The 20400-nt window shown below is 62.9% G+C and carries 17 protein-coding genes and 1 tRNA gene; 10 read left to right on the forward strand and 8 right to left on the reverse strand.

The features are described from left to right. Positions 1-91: 91 nt before the first annotated feature. Both I6J26_RS04870 and I6J26_RS04875 read left to right on the forward strand, forming a co-directional pair. Complete coding sequence (locus I6J26_RS04870; protein ID WP_115023819.1) at positions 92-1810, forward strand: ABC transporter ATP-binding protein; 1719 nt, start codon at positions 92-94, stop codon at positions 1808-1810. After that, positions 1811-3736, forward strand: coding sequence for an ABC transporter ATP-binding protein (locus I6J26_RS04875; protein ID WP_115023822.1), 1926 nt, complete (start codon positions 1811-1813; stop codon positions 3734-3736). 9 nt (positions 3737-3745) lie between these two features. Here the strand turns inward: I6J26_RS04875 and I6J26_RS04880 are convergent, their stop codons facing one another. From I6J26_RS04880 to I6J26_RS04890, 3 genes are read right to left on the reverse strand one after another with little or no spacing between them, the layout of a single operon-like run. Further along, positions 3746-4360, reverse strand: a complete 615-nt coding sequence (locus I6J26_RS04880; protein ID WP_147279350.1) for a hypothetical protein — start codon at positions 4358-4360, stop codon at positions 3746-3748. Further along, positions 4353-4766, reverse strand: coding sequence for a DUF6114 domain-containing protein (locus I6J26_RS04885; RefSeq protein WP_239121836.1), 414 nt, complete (start codon positions 4764-4766; stop codon positions 4353-4355). Before I6J26_RS04885 ends, I6J26_RS04880 begins: the two co-directional genes overlap by 8 nt. Before the next feature lie 31 nt (positions 4767-4797). Then, positions 4798-5370, reverse strand: a complete 573-nt coding sequence (locus I6J26_RS04890) for a DUF6230 family protein (RefSeq protein ID WP_070673283.1) — start codon at positions 5368-5370, stop codon at positions 4798-4800. A gap of 114 nt (positions 5371-5484) precedes the next feature. On the opposite strand from I6J26_RS04890, the gene I6J26_RS04895 reads away from it, so the two are divergent. Genes I6J26_RS04895 through I6J26_RS04910 form a run of 4 tightly spaced genes read left to right on the forward strand, consistent with a single transcriptional unit; the run spans position 5485 to position 11365 of the window. Next, positions 5485-8226 (forward strand): (Fe-S)-binding protein, encoded by a 2742-nt coding sequence (locus tag I6J26_RS04895; RefSeq protein WP_115023827.1) that lies wholly within the window; start codon positions 5485-5487, stop codon positions 8224-8226. 45 nt (positions 8227-8271) lie between these two features. Beyond that, entirely contained in the window at positions 8272-9501 is a 1230-nt protein-coding gene (locus I6J26_RS04900) for a cation:proton antiporter (RefSeq protein ID WP_115023830.1), read from the forward strand. 36 nt (positions 9502-9537) lie between these two features. After that, a complete protein-coding gene (locus tag I6J26_RS04905; protein WP_115023833.1) occupies positions 9538-10131 on the forward strand; it encodes a DUF1707 SHOCT-like domain-containing protein in 594 nt (197 codons plus the stop codon). A 10-nt stretch (positions 10132-10141) separates the two neighbouring features. Further along, on the forward strand, positions 10142-11365 hold the full coding sequence (locus tag I6J26_RS04910; protein WP_115023836.1) for a pyridoxal phosphate-dependent aminotransferase: 1224 nt from the start codon (positions 10142-10144) through the stop codon (positions 11363-11365). 43 nt (positions 11366-11408) lie between these two features. Here the strand turns inward: I6J26_RS04910 and I6J26_RS04915 are convergent, their stop codons facing one another. Next, positions 11409-12716, reverse strand: a complete 1308-nt coding sequence (locus I6J26_RS04915; RefSeq protein ID WP_115024499.1) for an HNH endonuclease signature motif containing protein — start codon at positions 12714-12716, stop codon at positions 11409-11411. A 120-nt stretch (positions 12717-12836) separates the two neighbouring features. On the opposite strand from I6J26_RS04915, the gene I6J26_RS04920 reads away from it, so the two are divergent. Further along, a complete protein-coding gene (locus I6J26_RS04920) occupies positions 12837-14063 on the forward strand; it encodes a YibE/F family protein (RefSeq protein ID WP_070673293.1) in 1227 nt (408 codons plus the stop codon). On the opposite strand, the gene I6J26_RS04925 is transcribed toward I6J26_RS04920, so the two are convergent. Both I6J26_RS04925 and dcd read right to left on the reverse strand, forming a co-directional pair. Beyond that, positions 13993-15339, reverse strand: a complete 1347-nt coding sequence (locus I6J26_RS04925; RefSeq protein ID WP_115023838.1) for a UDP-glucose dehydrogenase family protein — start codon at positions 15337-15339, stop codon at positions 13993-13995. The genes I6J26_RS04920 and I6J26_RS04925 overlap by 71 nt on opposite strands. 54 nt (positions 15340-15393) lie before the next feature. After that, entirely contained in the window at positions 15394-15966 is a 573-nt protein-coding gene (gene dcd, locus I6J26_RS04930; protein ID WP_115023841.1) for a dCTP deaminase, read from the reverse strand. Between the two features lie 105 nt (positions 15967-16071). On the opposite strand from dcd, the gene I6J26_RS04935 reads away from it, so the two are divergent. The 3 genes from I6J26_RS04935 (at position 16072) to I6J26_RS04945 (ending at position 16900) form a co-directional block, all read left to right on the forward strand. Beyond that, a tRNA-Gly gene (locus I6J26_RS04935) sits at positions 16072-16145 on the forward strand. 92 nt (positions 16146-16237) lie between these two features. Continuing rightward, positions 16238-16426 carry a hypothetical protein gene (locus I6J26_RS04940; RefSeq protein ID WP_070673297.1) on the forward strand — a complete coding sequence of 63 codons (189 nt, stop codon included), beginning with the start codon at positions 16238-16240 and terminating at the stop codon, positions 16424-16426. Positions 16427-16435: 9 nt separating this feature from the next. Next, the gene (locus tag I6J26_RS04945) at positions 16436-16900 is read left to right on the forward strand and encodes a hypothetical protein (RefSeq protein ID WP_239121837.1); all 465 of its coding nucleotides are present in this window, start codon (positions 16436-16438) and stop codon (positions 16898-16900) included. On the opposite strand, the gene I6J26_RS04950 is transcribed toward I6J26_RS04945, so the two are convergent. Continuing rightward, on the reverse strand, positions 16897-18669 hold the full coding sequence (locus I6J26_RS04950; RefSeq protein ID WP_115023843.1) for an ABC transporter ATP-binding protein: 1773 nt from the start codon (positions 18667-18669) through the stop codon (positions 16897-16899). The genes I6J26_RS04945 and I6J26_RS04950 overlap by 4 nt on opposite strands. Before the next feature lie 3 nt (positions 18670-18672). Next, positions 18673-20376 carry a VanW family protein gene (locus I6J26_RS04955; protein ID WP_395858310.1) on the reverse strand — a complete coding sequence of 568 codons (1704 nt, stop codon included), beginning with the start codon at positions 20374-20376 and terminating at the stop codon, positions 18673-18675. Positions 20377-20400: the final 24 nt, after the last annotated feature.

Here is a 20400-nt window from a genome sequence, read left to right on the forward strand (position 1 = left end):
GCGGGGAAACGGATAAACTTGCGCGGTCAATGCTCTTCAGCGGCCCAGCGCAGAAACCGCGCGGCCGCCCACACGTATGAAACGCTGGCACATGGAACTCGTTCGCATCCTTTTATCCCGCTCCAAGCCCTATACCGGCTACGTCATCGCGGTCCTGCTCCTCCAAGCGCTATCCACCGCGGCGACGCTCTACCTGCCGTCACTCAACGCCCGCATCATCGACGAAGGCGTCGCCAAGGTCGACATCGACTTCATCTGGCGCACCGGCGGCATCATGCTAGGCGTGGCCTTCGTCCAGGTCACCGCCGCCATCGCCGCAATCTGGTTCGGCTCCCGCACCTCGATGGGCCTAGGCCGCGACCTGCGCTCCGACATCTTCCGCCGCGTGACCCGCTACTCCGCCGAAGACATGAGCCACTTCGGCACCGCTACCCTCATCACGCGCGGCACCAACGACGTTCAGCAAATCCAGATGGTCTACATGATGATCCTTAACTTCATGGTCACGGCCCCCATCATGTCCATCGGCGGCATCATCATGGCCATCCGAGAAGACGCCGGCATGTCCTGGCTTGTCGTCGTGTCCGTCGTCGTGCTGCTCGCCGCACTCTCAGCGATCATCGTGCGCCTCATGCCGCTCTTCCGCGCCTGGCAGGACAAGCTAGACACCATGAACGGCACCCTGCGCGAGCAAATCGCCGGCATCCGCGTCGTCCGCGCTTTTACCCGCGAGGAGCACGAGTCCGAACGTTTCCGCGAGGCCAACCGCGACCTCACCAACCTCTCGCTCAAGGTGGGCCAGCTGTTCATCCTCATGTTCCCCATCATCACGGTCATCCTCAACGTCGCCACGGGCGCGGTCCTGTGGTTCGGCGGCCACCGCGTCGACGAGGGCCTGGTGGAGGTCGGCTCGCTTACTGCTTTCCTCCAGTACCTGCTCCAGATCCTCGCCGCCGTCATGATGGGCACCTTCATGGCCATGATTTTGCCGCGTTCCATCATCTGCGCGCGCCGCATCACCGACGTCCTCGACCACGCGCCCTCCATCGACGAACCCACCAACCCCGTCACCCCGGCACGTTCCGAGGGCGTCGTCGAGCTACGCAGCGTCACCTTCCAATACGCCGGCGCCGAGGAGCCTGTGCTTCGCGACGTCTCCTTCACCGCCACCCCCGGCACCACCACCGCGCTCATCGGCGCCACCGGCTCCGGCAAAACCACTGCGCTCTCCCTCATTCCGCGCCTCTATCTGCCCACCGAGGGCCACGTGCTTCTCGACGGCACGGATGTCGCCGAGATGAAGCGGGGGGACGTCGTCAAGCGTGTGGGGCTTGTGCCGCAGAAACCGTACCTGTTCAGCGGCTCCGTGGCCTCCAACCTGCGCCTCGGCGCCCCGGACGCCAGCGATGAGGATCTGTGGGCCGTGCTGCGCACCGCGCAGGCGGACTTTGTCGAGGACCTCGACATGCACATCGCGCAGGGCGGCACCAATGTATCCGGTGGTCAGCGCCAGCGCCTGTCCATTGCCCGCATGCTCGTTGCGCGGCCACTGGTGTACCTGTTTGATGATTCCTTCTCCGCACTCGATGTCGTCACCGATGCCGCGGTGCGCGACGCCATGCGGGAGTACACCGCGCAGGCGACGACGATCATCGTGGCGCAGCGCGTGAGCTCGATTGTGGACGCGGACCAGATTCTGGTCATGGATGCTGGGCGCATCGTCGCGCGTGGCACGCACGAGGAGCTGCTCGACACCTCCGAGACGTACCGCGAAATCGTGGAATCCCAGAAGACCGCGGAGGTGGCGTAAATGGCTGAACACGACGCACAAACGGCAGAGCTGGAAGAAAAGACAGGCGAGAACGCCCCGCGCAAGGCCAAGAACTTCTGGCCCTCTGCGAAACGGCTTTTTGGCCTGCTTGCACCGTTCAAGGTGCAGCTTTTTGCGATTGCCGCCATGAATATCGTGTGCGTGCTGCTGGCGGTAGCCGCGCCGAAGGTCATGGGTATGGCCACCGACGTTATCTTCTCCGGCGTTATTTCGCGCCACATGCCGGCGGGGATCTCGAAGGAGCAGGCCATTGAGGCGCTCCGCGCGGGCGGGCAGGACAAGTTTGCCGACATGGCCTCCGCCATGGACTTAAACCCCGGCTTCGGCATTGATTTCTCCAAGCTCGGCACCATCATCCTCATTGTCATCGCGATGTACGTGGTGTCCTCGTTCTTCCAGTGGTGGCAGGGCTTTTTGCTCAACTCCCTGGTGATGAAGGTGGTCTTCGACCTGCGCGGAGATATCGAGTCCAAGCTCAACCGCTTGCCGCTCAATTACTTCGACACGCAATCGCGCGGCGACCTGCTCTCGCGCACAACGAACGACGCCGACAATATCCAGTCCGCCCTCCAACAGGCCATCTCGCAGCTGTTTTACAACCTGCTCATGGTCGTGGGCATTACGGTCATGATGTTCTCCGTGTCCTGGCAGCTGGCCCTCGTGGCGCTGCTCGCGCTGCCGCTGACCGCCGTCGTGATTGCGGTCATTGGTTCTCGCGCGCAGAAGCAGTTCAAGGCGCAGTGGAAAGCGACCGGTGACCTCAACGGCCAGATCGAAGAGGCGTTCTCCGGCCACGACCTCGCCACCGTCTTCGGCCGCATCGATGCCATGACGGAGGACTTTGACAAGCGCAACGAGGAGCTGTTCCGCTCCGCGTCGCTGGCGCAGTTCCTGGCCGGCATGATGATGCCGATCATGCAGTTCATTTCCTACCTGTCCTACGTGGTCATCGCGGTGCTTGGCGCGCTCAAGGTGGCCTCCGGCTCCCTCACGCTGGGCGGTGCGCAGGCCTTTATTCAGTACTCGCGTGAGTTCAACCAGCCGCTGGGCCAGCTCGGTGGCATGATGCAGCAGGTGCAGTCGGGCGTGGCGTCGGCCGAGCGCGTCTTCGAGTTCCTCGACGCCGAGGAGGAGCCCCTCGAAGAACCCACCTCCCGCCTCGGCGGCCGCGCGAAGGGCCTCGTCGAGTTCGAGGATGTCGACTTCTCCTATGACCCCGACTCCCCGCTCATCCAGGACCTTTCCCTGCGCGTCGAGCCCGGCCAGACCGCCGCCATCGTGGGCCCCACGGGTGCTGGCAAGACCACGCTGGTTAACCTCATCATGCGCTTCTACGACATTGATTCGGGCACCATCCGCCTCGATGGCATCGACACCGCGGAGATTTCCCGCCACGAGCTGCGTTCCCAAGTGGGCATGGTGCTCCAGGACGCCATGGTCTTTGAAGGCACGATCATGGACAACATCCGCTACGGCCGCCTCGATGCCACCGACGACGAGGTCATCGCCGCGGCGAAGGCCACCTACGTCGACCGCTTCGTCCATTCCCTCCCCGAGGGCTATGACACGAAGATTGACCAAGACGGCGGCGCCATTTCTGCTGGCGAGCGTCAGCTCATCACCATCGCGCGCGCCTTCCTGGCCCAGCCGGCGTTGCTCATCCTCGACGAGGCCACCTCGTCTGTCGATACCCGCACCGAGATGCACGTCCAGCAGGCCATGAACGCCCTGCGCCAGGGCCGCACGTCCTTTATCATCGCGCACCGCCTGTCCACGATTCGCGACGCCGACGTCATCATCGTCATGGAAGAAGGCCGCATCGTCGAACAAGGCACCCACGCTGAGCTTCTCGACACCCACGGCGCCTACTGGCGCCTCCACCAGTCCCAGTTCCGCGAACCCTAGCCCCGCGCGCTAGTCCACGCTCACCGCAATCACCGGCGCGGAGAAACTATCCCCGGTGAGGTTCGCCAGTTCGAGGGTGACGTTGGTGAGGGAGAGGTGGTCCATGAGGGCGTCGGGAAGCGCGGCGTCCGGGACGGGGTGTGGCTGGGGAATGCCGAGCTGGTCGAGGACGTGATTGATATCCCCGGTCAGATCCACGGTGACCGGCACGGTACGCGCGCCTTCAATGGTGGGCGTAGCGGTCAGAGACGTCGCGACGATGCGTACGGACCCCTCCACCGTGGTCTGCGCACCACCGGTGGTGAGTAGTCCATCACCGGCGTTGCCGGGCAGCGTGATGGCGAGGTCCTGCACGTCAAGGCGGTCCCCGGTGAGTTCCAGGACGCGCACCTCGCCGTCGCCGGTCGGTGTCGTGCTGATGGTGGCGCCCACGTTGCCCCTCAACGTCACCTCCTTCGCGGTCACCGTGGAGAAATAAGGCTGGTCGGGGGCAACCTGCGCGCTCACGACCTCTACCCCGCCATTCGCGCTCACCGCGAGGGCCACAACGGCCGCGATCACTGTGCTCCGTGAGCGCGAAGGGCGGGGCGCGCGGCGCGGGGTGTTCGGGCGGTGTTTACGCATCGCTGGGCTCCCAAGCCAAGGTGAGTGCGCCGCCAACAATGCCGAGCAGCGAGCCAACGAGGAAGCCTCCCAAATTAGACGCCGGCAAGGCAATGACCGCCACGATGATGCCCAGCACGCCAAGATACGTCGCGGTGGCGGGGCGAAACCACGCGCCGAGGCCAAACATGACGAGAAGCGCGCCGATGAGCAGCGTGGATACGCCCGACACGGTGGAAATCATGACGAGCAGGTCCGAAATCTGGACCGTGAAGTAGGCGGGCATGGCAATGATGATGCCCGAAAGGATGAGCAGCAGCCCCGGGATGAAAGGCCGCTCGCGGCGCCAGGCTTTAAAGCGCGTCCACGCTGACGGTTTGGGCGCTACGGAGCCGGATTGGTCGGCATCGATTGAATCAGGTTCCACGGCGCTCGTTCCTGGAGCGCCACTAGCGCCATCAGCAGGCATGGCCACGGCCCCGCTCCACGGATACGCCCACGTTCTGCGCGGACAGGGTCTTCGCGCCGATGGAGGTGGCGCGGACGTCGTCGGCGGTCAGCGAAACCTGCTTGGAGTAGAGGCCCCAGGTGCCGGGGTCGGCGGCGTCGGAAAGCTGGCGGGCGTCAATACCCACGTTGGCGTCCTGCATGACCAGCGAACCTTCGATATCTGAGGCACCGACGAGGAGGTCGGTGGCCTCCACGCTGTTATCGCCCTTGGCCTTGAGCGCGAGCGTGGACTCCCCCACCGCGGGCAGGTCCGTGGTGACGTAAAGGCACAAGTCCGAGGCCACGGCGTGCTCCAGCTTGAGGCGCGCGGTGGGGACGTCCTCCTCACCCTTCTTGTCGCTATCGATGAAGAGGGAAAAGCCCTCGCCCTCCAAGTGGCGCATGTTGACGTTAAAGAACGTGCCCGACAGCGCCAGGTTCGCCGTCAGACCGCCCTGCGCCACCGCAAAGCCCGCCACGCCAAATGCCGCGAAGCCCGCTACTAGGCCCGCCGCGGCTTTCGGCACACTGATTCTGCCCACAACGCCTCCTGAAAAGTTGACCCTCAGAATGATAGCTGAATCCCGACTCCCGGAATTGAGCAGTAAGGCTTTAAGGTAGGAAGCAGCATTGAGCCAAGCAATAAAGGAGCGCGCATGTTCGGCTGGGTTGCCATCGCCGCATCGATCCCGGTGTGGCTGTATTTCTTCTACCGAGTCGGTGTGCTCTTCCGTTTCATCCGCTCCGGTGGGCCCACGCAGCTCAACCGCACCGACCGCCCGATGTCGCGCCTCGGCCGCGTCCTCGTCGAAGTCTTCGGCCATACCCACTTCAAGGGCCGCCCGTTCGTCAACGCCGCGCACTGGCTTGTCATGGTAGGTTTCCTCTTCGGCATTCTGGTGTGGTTTGAGGCCTATATCCAAACCTTCGCGCCCGATAAAGGCTGGCCGTGGCTCAGCGACTGGCCGGTCTATCACTTCATCGAGGAGGTCCTCGGCATCGCAACGGTGCTGGGCATTGGCTTCCTCGCCGCAGTACGCCTCAAGCTCGGCCACACTGAGCGCGGCAGCCGCTTCTACAATTCGCAGGTCTTCCCAGCGCACTTGGTGGAAGCCATCGTGTTTGTCGAGGGCCTCGGCATGCTCCTGGTCAAGGCGTCCTCCATCGCGACGTTTGACGGTGGGTCGCAGTGGGCTGATTTCTTGACGATTCATGTGGCGGGGATGCTGCCGACGTCGCCAAGCATGGTTCAATTCTTTGCCCTGGTGAAGCTGCTGACGGGTATGGCGTTCATCGCCTGCATCGCCCGCTACTTCCAGTGGGGTGTCATGTGGCACCGCTTCATGGCGTTCTTCAACATCTTCTTCCAGCGCAACGCCGACGGCGAGAAGGCGCTGGGCGCTGTTCCCACGCCGGACCTAGAGGACCTCGAGCCGGGGAGCTGGAAAATGCTTCTCGACGCCTCCTCCTGCACCGAATGCGGCCGCTGCCAGGACCTCTGCCCCGCGTGGAATACCGGCAAGCCGCTGAGTCCGAAAAAGGTCATGATGGACCTGCGCCAGGGTGCGCTGGATAATTACAACCCGCATGAGGGGCTAAACGTGCTGGCGATGGCGGGCACGATTGATGATGACGTCCTGTGGTCGTGCACCAACTGTGGTGCGTGCGTGGACCAGTGCCCGGTGGACATCGAGCACATCGACCACATCGCGGACCTGCGCCGTTTCAAGGTTCTGGCGGAGTCTGACTTCCCGTCGGAGCTGACCGGGCTGTTTAAGAACATGGAAACGAAGGGCAATCCGTGGGGCCGCAACGCCTCGGAGCGCCGCGCGTGGATTGACCAGGCGCGCGCCGACGGCATTGAGGTGCCGATTATCGGTGAGGACGCTACGGATTTTTCCGACCTCGAGTACCTGTTCTGGGTCGGCTGCGCGGGTGCGTACGACGACAAGGGCCGCGCTACGACACGCGCGGTAGTGGACATGTTGCACACCGCCGGCGTGAAGTTCGGCGTGCTGGCCACAGGCGAAACGTGCACGGGTGACCCGGCGCGCCGTGCCGGCAATGAGTTCCTGTTCCAGGTAATGGCGGAGCAGAATGTTGCCGCGCTTAACGACGCCTTCCACGGCGTCCCTCAAGGCCAACGCAAGATCATCACCACGTGTCCGCACTGTTTTAATACGATTCGCAACGAATACCCCGATTTCGACGGCCACTTTGACGTGCTGCACCACACGCAGCTGCTCAACCGTTTGGTGCGCGAAAAGCTGCTCGTGCCGGTGCCACGTTCGCCGGAGAATCGCCGCCCCGTCACGTATCACGATCCCTGCTTCCTGGGCCGTCATAACAAGGTTTTCGACCCGCCACGTGAACTCGTGGAGTCGACTGGCGCAACGCTTGCGGAAATGGACCACAACCGTGACGAAGCTTTCTGTTGTGGTGCCGGTGGTGCGCGTATGTTCATGGAAGAAAACCTGGGCAAGCGCGTCAATGAGTTCCGTTCGGAGCAGGCAGTGGCCACCGGTGCTTCTGAGATTGCAACCGGTTGCCCGTTCTGTAACGTCATGCTCACCGGTGGTGTGAAGTCCGTTGCGCCGGAAACCCAGGTCAGCGATGTAGCGCTTATGCTTCGCGACGCCATCGCCCCCTCCGGCACTCTCCCCGCCCCGCGCGAGAAGGCTTTCCTCGACACCCCGCGTCGTCTCTCCCCCGCCGCACCGTCCGACCCCACCGCTTCTTCGCGACCTAACGACTCGTCGGTGCCCGACACTTCCGCGCCCGCCGTTGCCGCCGATGCGCCCACCACCCCAGAGCCTCTAGAATCTCCCGCTCCGACGCCTCCAACCCCAGCGGCGACTCCTGCAGCTCCCGCCACCCCGCCAGCTCCATCTGCCCCTTCCGCGCCTTCGGCCCCTGCCACGCCAAGCGCACCAACAGCTCCGGCTGCTCCCTCCACTCCGTCGGTGCCCACAGCACCCAGTGCCCCCGCAGACTCTTCCACCCCGTCCGCACCTGCTACTCCGAAGCCACCTAGCGCTCCGGCAGCAACAAAGGCGCCAACCGCACCGTCCGCGCCCGCGGCCCCTGCAGCTCCCGCCACGCCGCCGGCTCCAACCGCCCCATCCGTGCCAAGCGCACCTGCGGTGCCGGAAGCGCCGAAGGCAGCGGAGACGCCTCGTGCGCCAGGAGCGCCGAAGGCTCCAGCAGCGCCCGCTGCGCCGGATGTACCGAGTGCCCCGGCGGCGCCGAAGGCTCCAGCAGCGCCCGCTGCGCCGGATGTACCGAGTGCCCCGGCGGCGCCGAAGGCACCAAGCGCGCCGAAAGCCCCCGAAGTGCCGGTGGCGCCGGGGGCGTCGGAAAGCGTGGCACAGGCCCCGAAGCCGCCGAGCCAGGACTAGTTTTTAAACTAGGCGCGATTGGGGCGGCACGGGTAGTCTCTAGACATGCATTTTGACGTGACGTACGTCCTCGCCGCTGGCGAAAGCAATTACACCGACTCGCTCGTATCCTTCGCGTGGATCATGGCGGTGGCCTTGCTGGCACCGCTGATCTCCCACCTGACGGGCAAAAAGATGCCGGCCGTGGCGCTGCTCATCTTCTTCGGCATGATTATCGGGCCCTCGATGCTGGGTTTGGCGCACGAGGATCCGGGTATCGGCATGCTAAAGGAACTGGGCGTCGGCGCGCTGTTCCTGCTGGCAGGTTTCGAAATCGACATTGCTGCGCTGAAGTCCAAAGAAGCTGTGACGGGCTTTTCGACGTGGGCCATCTGCATGGTGGCGTGTGGCGTCGGCGCGTATTTCCTCATGGACGACATCCCGGGCGCCATCGTGATGGCGATTGCCCTGACATCGACAGCGCTCGGCACGATTACGCCGATGCTGAAGCAGGACAAGCTACTCGGCACGCGCGTGGGCGATTCCGTGCTGATTCACGGCGCGATTGGTGAGGTCGCGCCGATTACCGCGATGGCGCTGCTTCTGGGCTCGCGATCGACGCTGGCAACGATGCTTATCCTGCTGGCTTTCATTGGTATTGCAGTGGCCGTGGCCTTCATGCCGTTTGCCATTACGACGCTCATGCCGTGGTTCAAAGATGCGTTCATCTCGGGGGCTGGCTCGACGAACCAGACCATCATGCGTCTCATCATCCTGATTCTGGCGATTCTCATGGCTGTAACGGCCGTGTTCGAGCTGGACATTGTGCTGGGAGCGTTCGCTGCGGGCATTATCCTGAACCGCATCATCCCGGATGAGTACCACAAAGGCCTGGAAAATCGCCTCGACGTGGTGTTTTATTCCATGCTCATCCCAGTGTTCTTCGTGATTTCCGGCATGGCGATTGACTGGGACGTCATCGTGAGCGAGCCCATCAAGGTGCTGGGTATCCCGTTGCTTATTGTGGTCACGCGTGGCCTGCCGGTGTTCCTACGTGAGAACCTCCATCAGACCGGCTCCGATGTCGAGACCACCCGCGAGCGCATCCAGGTTGCGCTCTATGCCGCGACGGGTCTGCCGATCATCGTGGCGGTGATGTCGCTGGCGGTGGCGTCGGGAATCGTCGACAACGAAATGGCGTCCATCTTCATCGCCGGTGGCGCGCTGACGGTGGCGATCTTCCCGTTCATCGCCAGCCTGCTGCGCGAAGAGGAGCCGGCTAAGTCGGAGAAATAGCCTGCTAGAATAGGTGCCGTGACTAATCCATTCAGTATGCGGCTTTCCGACGCCGAACGGACCGACGCCGTCAACGACCTCGCCCAAGCCTTGGGTGAAGGCCGTCTAACAATGGATGAATTCGAGGAGCGCACCGACGCGGTAATGCAAGCCACGACCCGCCGCGAATTGGCGGAAGTCTTCATGGATATTCCTACCAAGGCCAGCACGGAGCTCAAGATTTACTCCCACGGCGAGATGGAGCGCGCGTACCAATCCACGCGGAAGCCGCGTTTGGCCACGGCCATGGTGGGCACGCTGGGGCTATCTTTCGGAGCATTCGTCGCCTTCAACGCGCTTTCTGGTGTGGCGGCTGCGCTGACGGGAACGGGTTTGCTCTTCCTTATCCCCGCAATATGGATCATGCTCTACGTGGCCAAAGTGGGCCCGGAATCCTGGCACCGCCCCTCACCGCGGCAGATTGAGCGCCAGCGTATGCGAGAGCTCAAGGCGGCGACTGCGGAGGAACGCGCGCAGACGAGGGCGTTGGAGCAGGCGCAGTGGGCGGAGAGGCGTCGGCAAGCAAGTGAAATCACAGGGGATGCGATGAATCTGGCGAAACGTAAGCTAGACGAGTGGAACCGGAAGTAACATATCTCGCATGACTCACCACCGGATTTTTGATCAATCCACCAAACTACAAGACGTTGCTTATGACATTCGCGGCGAGGTTTCCGCGGAGGCCGAACGCATGGAGCTCGACGGGCACAACATTCTGAAGCTCAACACCGGCAACCCGGCGGTGTTTGGGTTCGATGCGCCGGATGTCATTATGCGCGACATGATTGCGGCGCTGCCGACCTCGCAGGGTTATTCCACGTCGAAAGGTATTATCCCGGCGCGGCGCGCGATTGTGACTCGCTACGAGCTGGAAGATTTCCCACCGTTTGATGTCGATGATGTCTACCTGGGCAATGGTGTTTCAGAGCTCATTTCGATGGTGACGCAGGCGCTGCTTGACGACGGCGACGAGGTTCTCATCCCCGCCCCCGACTACCCTCTGTGGACCGCAGCGACGTCACTGGCGGGCGGTACGCCGGTGCATTACCTGTGCGATGAGGAGGATGACTGGAACCCGTCAATTGAGGATATTCGGGCGAAAGTATCTGAAAAGACCAAAGCCATTGTGGTCATTAATCCAAATAACCCGACGGGTGCGGTGTATTCGCGCGAGACGCTGCAGAAGATTGTTGATGTGGCGCGGGAGAATAATCTGCTGATTTTGGCCGATGAGATTTATGACCGGATTCTGTATGACGGCGCGAAGCATATTTCGATTGCTTCGCTAGCGCCGGACTTGCTGACGATTACTTTTAATGGTTTGTCCAAGGCGTATCGCGTGGCCGGCTACCGTGCTGGGTGGATGGTGCTGACCGGCCCGAAGTCCCACGCAGCTGGGTTTATCGAGGGCATCGACCTTTTGGCAGGCATGCGCCTGTGTCCGAATGTGCCAGCGCAGCACGCGATTCAGGTGGCGCTGGGCGGGCGGCAGTCGATTTATGAGCTCACCGCTGAGAATGGTCGTTTGCTCAAGCAGCGCAACATTGCGTACGAGAAGCTCAACGAGATTCCGGGCGTATCCGTGGTGAAGCCGATGGGGGCGCTGTATTGCTTCCCGCGTCTGGATCCGGAGGTCTACGACATTCACGATGACTCGAAGCTCATGCTCGACATTTTGCGCGCAGAGAAGATCCTCATGGTGCAGGGCACGGGCTTTAACTGGCCTACCCCGGACCATTTCCGTGTGGTGACGCTGCCGTGGGCATCGCAGCTGGAAAACGCGATTGAGCGCCTCGGCAATTTCTTAGTGAGTTACCGCCAGTAGCGCGGATTCGACCGAACCTGCGAGAAATGGAGTCGGCGCAAGGCTAAGCGCCGCGGGGCGGGTCTGGTCCAGGCTCGGAGAGGGAAGTTGCGGTGGATTCGGCGGGGCCTGTCGACGAGCGCGGGTAATCACCGCGGCCGGCAGCAGGAGCGGCAGAGCCGGTGCTGCCAGCGACGCCGGCGGAGACAGTGCGGGCGTTGCGGAGGCGCTGGGAGCGAGGCGCGCGGTGTGGATGGACCGGTTCGCGCGGATCGCGAGGCCCTGGCGGCTGCCACTTAATGCGCCCGTTCTCCCGCACAATGCGGCCACGGCCGGGCAAGCCGTTGATGGCGTTGTGATATTCGCAGAGTGGGGTGAGGTTCTCGGGGTTAGTGTCGCCGCCGTTGCGCCACTCGGTGATGTGGTGAATCTGGGCATAGTCCGCTCCACATAGGCAGTCATGCCACGCGCAGATGGGCTGCTCACCAATGGCCATGGTGCGCTGTTTGTCGGAGGCGAGGCGCTGGGTTCGGTGCAGTTCGACGGGGCCTTTGACGCGGTCGACGAGCATGACGAGGCCCTCCTCGGCGAGCTCACGCTCGATGAGTTCCGCGCCGGTGATTTTCGCACCGTTGGAAAGCTGGATAACGATGTCTCCGAGGTCAGGTGCGGGGCCGGAGCTAGCTGCAGAAGTGGCTGACGCCCCTGCGGTGGTTGACGCGCCGGGGGCAGCAGTCGCGCCGGGAAGGTGGGAATCGGGACGCGGGGTGGCGGGGTCCCCGAGGCGGCCGAGAATCCGGGCGTACTCGGGAAGCTCCATAACAGCGAAGGTCTGGGCGACGGGGCGGGCGAGGCGTCCCTCGCGAAACGCGGCGGTGAAGGACCCCACAGGATCGTCCTCGTCGATGTTGTAGCGCAGGTCCTCGATGATGGAAGACGGGGCTGTCACCGTAAGCTTCGACATCTCCTTGCCGCGGCGAATCTTCACGCCCGGCTTCGGCGCGGGCGGAGGGAGGAGCTCGCGGATGCGAGTGCGGGCATGCCGAGCGACAGCCGCTTCATCGCCTTTGATGCTGCACAGCTCAATGCGCAAGTCCCAGGCCTCACGCTGTTTCGTGAGGCGGCGGGCAAAGCGCTCGATAAGCATCAGCGTGGGCAGGTCATGACTATTGGCGCGGGAAGCATCGACGGCGCGGGTTTGTTTGCGGGAAAAGGAGGTGTGGGAAAAGTAGACGTCGTAAAGCGCAAGCAAGGACCGCGCCACCGACTCCGGACCCCACGCCCGGAGCTGGTCAAGGCTGAGGCCCGCAACGGCGGCGACGAGCTCGATGCCTGCCGCCTGGCTGCGAAGATGCGCTTCAACAAGGTTCATGCCAACGACGCTATTGGGTGCCACGAGAGTTCACAATGGTTCAAGAAAAACCTGTGGACAACTTGTTGACCGCGTCAGCATAAGTTTTCATTCTTATGGCAATCGTTCACAATAGTAGGCATGACTAGCCTAAGCCCTTGGCGGACGGGACTTCTCGGATTCTTGGCAGTGGCAGCGCTCGCAACGGTGGCTGGCCTGCTTATACTCCGCCCCACCAGTGCACTAATGGAGCACACCAGCCCCGACTTCGCGTCGACGTACGCTCTCAACCAGCCGCAAGTTGAAGGTACGGTCACGACTGTGGATAACCACTTATGCAGCGACCCACACACGGGCAAAGCTTTCGACGAGGCACCGCTTATCCCCGCCTCAGGCGATGACACGTCCTGCACGCGCGTTCTCCTTGACCTCACGTCCGGCGACGACCAAGGCCGCTTAACGCAGCTCGTATTTTATGGGGTGGCGGGCGACCCCACGCTGAATCCCGGCGACGAGGTCATGCTCTCGCGCTCAGCGGACGGAACGTACGCCTTCGCCGACTATCGACGCGGCGGAAACCTCGCGTTGTGGGCCATCATCTCAGCACTCATCATCGTGGGCTTTGCCGCGTGGCATGGCCTGCGCGCGCTGGTGGGTTTGGGGATTAGCCTGGCTATCGTCCTGTTTTATCTGGTGCCTTCGCTAGTGGAAGGGCACGCGCCGCTGCCGCTGGCGATGGTGGCCTGCGCCGCGATCATCTTCCTCGTCGTACCACTCGTCCACGGAGTGAATTGGAAATCCGCCTCAGCGCTGGGTGGCGTCTTGGTGGCGTTGGGGGTTGCGGGGGCGCTGGGGTGGGCGTCGATAAGCAGCACGGCGTTGACCGGCGCCAGCTCGGAAGACAACCTCAAGTTACTGCTCTACATGCCCGGGGTGCCCGTCGTCGGCGTGCTGTTGTGCGGGTTCATTGTGGGCGCACTGGGCAGCCTTAACGACATCGCAGTGGCGCAGGCCTCGACCGTGCGGGAGCTGCACGCCGCCGACCCTTCGGCGGGCCCCGGAAAGCTATTTGCATCAGCAATGAAGGTGGGACGCGACCACATCGCGTCCATGGTCTACACCATCGTGCTGACCTACACCGGTGCCACGCTGCCGCTGCTCATTCTTATTGCGGCGGCGCAGCGCCCAGCGGGTCAGATTCTCTCCAGCGACCTCGTGGCGACGGAGGTCATGCGCTCGCTACTCGGTGCCATGGCCTTGACCCTCGCGGTGCCACTGACCACGGCAATTGCGGCGTTTACGATGCCGGAAGGACGCGCCCCAGGGCGTCGACAGTCCAGCCGGCGGCACGCCAAGCATCGACGTTGAGCACATTACGGCCGTCAATGATGTGGCGGCGGGCAACAAGCTCGCCGGCGACGGCCGGGTCCAAATCGCGGAACTCCTGCCACTCGGTGGCCAGGATGACGAGCTCGGAGTCCTTGAGGGCGGCGTCGGCAGTCGGCGCGTAGTTGAGGGTCGGGAACACCTTCTTGGCGTTCTCCATGCCCTGCGGGTCGAAGACCGTCACGGCAGCGCCGGCGAGGGAGAGCGAACCTGCGACGGACAGCGCCGGCGAATCGCGGACGTCGTCGGAGTTCGGCTTGAAGGCAGCGCCCAGGACGGTCACGCGGTGTCCTAGAAGAGAGCCGTCGAAGGCCTGCTTAGCCAGGTCCACGACGCGGTCGCGGCGGCGCATGTTGATGGCGTCGACCTCGCGCAGGAAGGTCAGCGCCTGGTCCGCGCCGAGCTCACCAGCACGCGCCATGAATGCGCGGATGTCCTTGGGCAGGCAGCCGCCGCCGAAACCCAGGCCGGCGCCGAGGAATTTGCGGCCGATGCGCTCGTCGTGTCCGATGGCGTCGGCAAGCTTGACGACGTCCGCCCCCGCAATCTCGCAGATTTCAGACACGGCGTTGATGAAGGAAATCTTGGTGGCCAAGAAGGCGTTGGCGGAGACTTTGACCAGCTCGGCGGTCTGCAGGTCCGTGACGATGAACGGGGTATTCTGCGCCAGCGGCTGGGCATAGACCTCGCGGGCGACCTCTTCGGCTCGACTCTCACCGCCGGCGAGCCCTGCCTCGCCGACGCCGAGGACGATGCGGTCTGGGGTGATGGTGTCCTTGACAGCGTAGCCCTCGCGCAGGAACTCCGGGTTCCAGGCGATTTCCACGCTGGTGCCCTCCGGGGCAAGCTCATCGGCCATCTGCTGCAGATCCGCCGCGGTGCCCACCGGGACGGTGGACTTGCCGAAGATGATGTGCTCGCCCTTCAAGCGCGGCACGAGCTCCGTGATGACGGACTTCACGTATGTCAGGTCCGCGGCATAGGAACCGTGGGCCTGCGGCGTGCCGACGCCGAGGAAGTGCACGTTCGCGAACTCTGCGGCATCGTCATAGCTGGTGGAAAAATCCAAGCGGCCGGCCTCGATGTTGCGCTCGAGGACCTCCGGCAGGCCAGGCTCATAGAACGGCACGCGGCTGTTCTTGAGAGCCTCAATCTTGTTTACATCAACATCTACGCCGAGTACCTCGTGGCCGAGCTCCGCCATACAGGCGGCGTGTGTCGCACCTAGGTAGCCGGTACCAATAACAGTCATACGCATAACCGGCTATTTTAGGCGCAGTGGTGTCGGCTTGCCTGACGCGGGTAGAAAAGTTTAACGGAAGTTCAGATAGGACTTCGACGGCGTCGGCCCGCGCTGGCCCTGGTACTTCGAGCCGAGCACGCCGGAACCGTACGGCGCCTCCGCCGGCGAGGACATCTTAAAGATGGCCAGCTGCCCCACCTTCATTCCCGGCCACAGGGTAATGGGCAGGTTCGCGGTGTTGGATAGCTCCAGCGTGATGTGTCCAGAAAAGCCCGGATCGATAAACCCGGCCGTGGAGTGCGTCAGCAACCCCAAGCGCCCCAGGGAGGACTTGCCCTCCAAGCGGCCCGCTAGGTTGGCCGGCAGGGTGAACTTTTCCAAGGTGGCACCCAGCACGAACTCGCCTGGGTGCAGGACGAAGGCATCGCCCTCGGCCACCTCCACCTCGCTGGTGAGGTCCGGCATCTCTTCCTTCGGGTCAATGTGCGTATAGCGCGAGTTATTGAACACGCGGAAGAACTTGTCGAGGCGCACGTCGATGGAGGACGGCTGGACCATCTCGGCGTCGTAAGGCTCGATGCTCAAAGCATCAGGACCTTCAGAGGCGATGGCGGCACGAATGTCACGATCAGAAAGAAGCACGGCTATCAGTCTACGCGGCCACAGCCCCACTCCCCTCCTACAGGGCCGTTTGCGAGCGCGCGCTACAGCAGTGCTAAGCTTTTATGAGTGCATAATCTGCATTGTGCCGACGTAGTTTAATGGTAGAACTGCAGCTTCCCAAGCTGCTGGCGCGGGTTCGATTCCCGTCGTCGGCTCCACTTATTCACCCAGCTCAGGCTGGGTTTTCTTAGCTCCACCGCACGTGTCCACTGTTGCGTCTATGCTTAGAGCCACGAGGAAAGGAGTCACAGTGTCCGCACCTATTTTCACCCCACGCACTACCGCCGAACTCTGCTTGGAACGCGCACAGCTCCTTCAGGATTTGAGCCCGCGCACTATCGATGAGCTTTACGCGTTGCGCGCTATCGACGAAATCACCATTGCGGACGAGGACATTCTCAACCGCTACGAAGCCCTCTCATTCGTTATTGGAGATTAGCTCTGAGATATGGATGCAGACCGTCTAGCTGAATTAGCTAACACGTTCGCTTCCAGAGCCACAAAACTTTTAGATGATTGCCTGCCCGGACCAACCGTCATCACAGGCGAGGCCTTTAACTCTGAGCTCAAGAGGTTCAGTTTTCAACTGTCGAAACCACTGCAGGCACAAACCTCAAATGCTAAACCCGCACTGCTCGAAGCATCTTACGCAATGTGCGAGAACAGCTCAGGCGAGCATCTGGCTGTAGCATCAAGCAGCTTTAAGATTTGTTACCGCCAATCAAAAAAGCGGCCTCCTATCGTCCGCTTTGAATACGAACGGGACGCACTTAATAAACCCGTTTCCCATTTCCATTTTCATTCTGACTCCGTTGCTCTTGGACTTTTACTGGCTTCAACTGGGCAGAAGGACAAGGCTTTCCAGATGAGGATGGAAATAGCCCGAAAGCAAACCTTGCCGAACGGTAACTAGGCGTCGGAGGCGGCGCGAAGGAGCGCGGCGTAGGCGCCCTCGCGGGCGAGGAGCTCGGTGTGAGTGCCGCGCTCGACCACGCGGCCGGCATCGAGGACGATGATCTGGTCAGCGTCGTAAATCGTGGATAGTCGGTGCGCGATGACCACACGGGTCGCGTCCGCACCGAAGACAGCCTCCTGAATAGCGCGCTCGGTTTCGTTGTCGAGGGCGGAGGTGGCCTCATCGAGGATGAGGACCTGCGGGCGGCGCAGCAGCGTGCGGGCCAGGGAGAGGCGCTGTTGCTCACCACCGGAGAAGCGGTAGCCGCGCGAGCCGACGAGGGTATCGAGGCCGTCGGGAAGCTCTTTGACCACGTCGGCCACACGCGCCGCATTCAGGGCCTTCCACATGTCCTCCTCCGTGGCATCGGGTTGTGCGAAGAGGAGGTTCTCGCGCACGGTGCCGTGAATCAGATAGGTCTCCTGGGAGACCACGCCGATGACCGCCGAGCGTTGATCGGCAGGAATGTCGCGCAAGTCGACTCCACCTAAGAGCACGGAGCCTTCGGTCGGATCCGCCAAACGCGCCAGAAGCGCGGCCACCGTGGACTTGCCGGAACCGGTATGCCCCACCAGGGCCGTGGTGGTGTGGGCCGGGATGGAAAGGGAGACGTCGGAAAGCGCGTCGGTGTCAGTGCCGGGGTAGCGGTAGGAAACGTGCTGGAGGGTGAGGGAGGCGTCGGCAAGCTGGGCGGGCTGGGTGGCTTCTGTGAGTTCGGGCTCCAGGTCCAGGTACTCGAAGATGCGGCTAAACAACGCCATCGACGCCACCCACTGCGCGCCCACGTTGAGCAGGCCAGTGATGGGGCGGAAAATCTGGGTCTGCAGGGTAGAAAAGGCGATGAGCGTGCCAATCGTAATCCCCGGGCGCAGGCCGGCAACCAGGTAAATCAGCGCCGGCATCACGCCGAAGATGATTTGGGTCAGCGCCATGCGCCAGCGCCCGGCCAGCTGAGACTCCAGCTCCAGTCGGATGAGGGAGCGGGAGGTTTTCTCAAACGCGCCATAGACGCGATCCTGCGCTCCCAACGTGGTGGCCAGGCGCATGCCGGAGACGGACAGGTTCTCCGAAATGGTCTGTTGCAGTGTTGCCTGCGCGCGGCTGTTTTTCTCCATGAGGCTGCGGCGCAGCACGGCGGCGCGGCGCGTGAGCCACACGGCGGGAGGCAACACCAGAAGGGACAGCAACGAGAGGGTCGGCGAGAGCGCCACCATCGCCACCAGCGTGGCCACCGTCATGGTGAGGTTACTGGCCACGGACGTCGCGGTGGTGGTCACCATGCCGCGCATCGCCGCGATGTCGTTAGTCAAACGGGATTGGATTTCGCCGCCGCGGTTAGTGGTGAAGAACTGCAGCGATTGGCGCTGCAGGTTGGCAAAGACCTGCGTGCGCAGCTCGTGCATGATGGTGTGCCCCACCCGCGCGGATAAAAAGGACTGGATAACGCCGATGGCCTGGGAGACTACGGTAATGGCCAGCATGCCGCCGACGAGCCACAGAAGCAGCGAGGTGTCGTGCCGTGGAATGGCCTCATCCACGGTGCGGCGCACGAGGAACGGCTGCACCACCGTAAGCCCCGAAGTCGCCACGATGAGCGCAAGCACAAGCAGCAGCGTGCCGCGGTGCGGAGCAAAGAGACCTGCCACGCGGCCAAACTTCACTGGGTGCTGGGCCAGCTGATCGACGTCCGCGGGGTCCTTCACCGCGGTATGCATCGGCCGCGTCATAGTTTAACCGCAGGTGACGATGGGCTGCGGGTCGTAGACAGTGGTGGTGGTCTCCCGGGAGATTTCCTTGCCGGAGAGGTCCTTGATAACGCGGGTATCGGACGTCGTGAAGCCCGGCGCGCCAGACGACGGCGAGCAATCCTCGCTCACCGACTTGCGCTGCGGCTCGGTCTTGGCCCAGCGGCCGTTGTTGATGGACTCAACCTCAACAGTCTTCACTCCCTTGAAGCGCACGGTGATCTCGCTGCCAAAGCTGGTTTCGATGCGCACCGGGTGGTTGGAGGTATTCGTGAACTGCAGGTCAATCGCACCTTCGTACACCGTGGCTTCGCGGCCGGCCGGGTAGCGGGAAATATAATAGGAGTGCGGGGTGTGCGCGGTATCCTCCATGCCGGCGAAGTACGCGGCGTTGTAGAGGGTGGTGGCGAACTGGGAGATGCCACCGCCCACGGCCTTGCCGGCGTGGCCGTCGATGATAATGCCGGATTCCACGTAGCCCTGCGCGGTGCCGCGCGGGCCGGTGTAGCCGTTGAGGGAGAAGGTCTCGCCTGGGTTGACCACGGCACCGTTGACCTGCTGGGCCACCAGGCGGATGTTGGTGCCGGATGCCCCGGAGAAGCCACCGGTGGAGAACTCCGATACGGTGTCATCGAAGGTGGCCTTTTCCGCCATCTCGGTGGTGAAGTCTGCAGGGTCCGGCTTGTAATCGGCGTCCCACTCGCGGTCATCTTCGCTGCTCACGCGGTCCTCGAAACCATCGAGTGTCTTCTCCCAATCGATGACGGAGCCATCCACTGAGGGCGTGATCTGCTTGTCATTGCCGCTGAAGGAAATCTTGGCGTTGGTGCCGGGCACCTCGGAGCCTTGCATACGCTCTTGGAAAAGCTCGCGCGCGCGGTCCTTGTCCACCTTGAGGTGCAGCTCGCCGTCCTCGGCTGCGATGGAAACGAACTGGGAAATCTCCGGCTTGCGCAGGGTGCCGGCGGTGTTGTTCTCGCCTTTCAGAGTGAGCGGATTATCCAGCGCGCGGGCGGCATCACCGGTGCGCATGGCCTCAATCGCCGCAGCGTTGATCTGTGGTTCCACCACCATGGGCGTAACCTCCACTCCGTCGGGGTCGAGCCAGTGCTTCTCGACGTCCCCCCTCAACACCTCTTTCTCCACCGCCTGGCCGAGTACGGGTTTGGTCTCTTTGAGGGAGCCGTCGACAAGCTCGAGGTTTCCGTCCTCCGGCTCGATCGCGAGCTCTTCGCCTACGCGATCCAGCGCGCCGTCAAGCTGGGCATCGTCGACGTCGACGGCGACTGGGATTTCCTCGGTAGGTTTAATGAAGCTGTAGAGGCGGGCAAAGGGATTGAGCGAGGCATCCGGGATGCCGTCGACAGCCTTCTGGTAGTTCAGGCTAAGCCCCGAATCCTGCGGGATGAGCTCGGAGGTTTTCTCGCCTGCGCGCACGATGACGGGCCGGGTGGCCACGTCACCGAGTTCACTTTCCAGCTTTTCTACCGCGGCGGTGCGCTCCATGCGGGAGATGTCCACGCCGCCCACTGACGTCGCGCGCGGCACTTTGTGCTGATTAGCCATGACATCCCACGCGTAGGCGATGCCGGCGATGAGCACGAGGCCGACGAGCACGCCGAGGGTGACCTTGAGTCCCCGACGGTTGCGGTCGCGTCGGTATTGGCTGTGTCCGATTGCCTTTTTCACGTGTATGAGATTAACGTCTGCCAG

The organism is Corynebacterium minutissimum, assembly GCF_016889765.1.
GTDB lineage: Bacteria > Actinomycetota > Actinomycetes > Mycobacteriales > Mycobacteriaceae > Corynebacterium > Corynebacterium minutissimum_B.